General features: G+C 46.4%; 2 protein-coding genes. Both read left to right on the top strand.

Going from position 1 to position 928, the window contains the following annotated elements:
• Window positions 1–155, top strand: a 155-nt coding sequence (locus tag WDC87_RS21845; RefSeq protein ID WP_059334726.1) for a TraR/DksA C4-type zinc finger protein, incomplete at its 5' end; no start/stop codon positions are given.
• Window positions 152–700, top strand: coding sequence for an ead/Ea22-like family protein (locus WDC87_RS21840; protein ID WP_001289873.1), 549 nt, complete (start codon window positions 152–154; stop codon window positions 698–700). The genes WDC87_RS21845 and WDC87_RS21840, both read left to right, overlap by 4 nt.
• Window positions 701–928 lie beyond the last annotated feature (228 nt).

Below are 928 nucleotides of genomic sequence, written 5' to 3'. Positions count from 1 at the left end.
GCCGCCTGAACCACCAGGCTATATCTGCCACTCATTGTTGTGAGTGTGGCGATCCGATAGATGAACGAAGACGCCTGGTCGTTCAGGGTTGTCGGACTTGTGCAAGTTGCCAGGAGGATCTGGAACTTATCAGTAAACAGAGAGGTTCGAAGTGAGCGAAATTAACTCTCAGGCACTGCGTGAAGCGGCAGAGCAGGCAATGCATGACGACTGGGGATTTGACGCAGACCTTTTCCATGAATTGGTAACACCATCGATTGTGCTGGAACTGCTGGATGAACGGGAAAGAAACCAGCAATACATCAAACGCCGCGACCAGGAGAACGAGGATATTGCGCTAACAGTAGGGAAACTGCGTGTTGAGCTTGAAACAGCAAAATCAAAACTCAACGAGCAGCGTGAGTATTACGAAGGTGTTATCTCGGATGGGAGTAAGCGTATTGCTAAACTGGAAAGCAACGAAGTCCGTGAAGACGGAAACCAGTTTCTTGTTGTTCGCCATCCTGGGAAGACTCCTGTTATCAAGCACTGCACTGGTGACCTGGAAGAGTTTCTGCGGCAGTTAATCGAACAAGACCCGTTAGTAACTATCGACATCATTACGCATCGCTATTACGGGGTTGGAGGTCAATGGGTTCAGGATGCAGGTGAGTATCTGCATATGATGTCTGACGCTGGCATTCGCATCAAAGGAGAGTGAGATCGGTTTTGTAAAAGATAACGCTTGTGAAAATGCTGAATTTCGCGTCGTCTTCACAGCGATGCCAGAGTCTGTAGTGTCAGATGATGACCGTACTCAAACATCGGGTTGAGTATTATCTTACTGTTTCTTTACATAAACATTGCTGATACCGTTTAGCTGAAACGACATACATTGCAAGGAGTTTATAAATGAGTATCAATGAGTTAGAGTCTGAGCAAAAAGATT

It is taken from the genome of Stenotrophomonas maltophilia group sp. Smal12 (assembly GCF_037079935.1).
Lineage (GTDB): Bacteria > Pseudomonadota > Gammaproteobacteria > Xanthomonadales > Xanthomonadaceae > Stenotrophomonas > Stenotrophomonas sepilia.
Note: the sequence above shows the minus strand (reverse complement) of the source record. Positions and strands in the feature narration are given on the sequence as shown.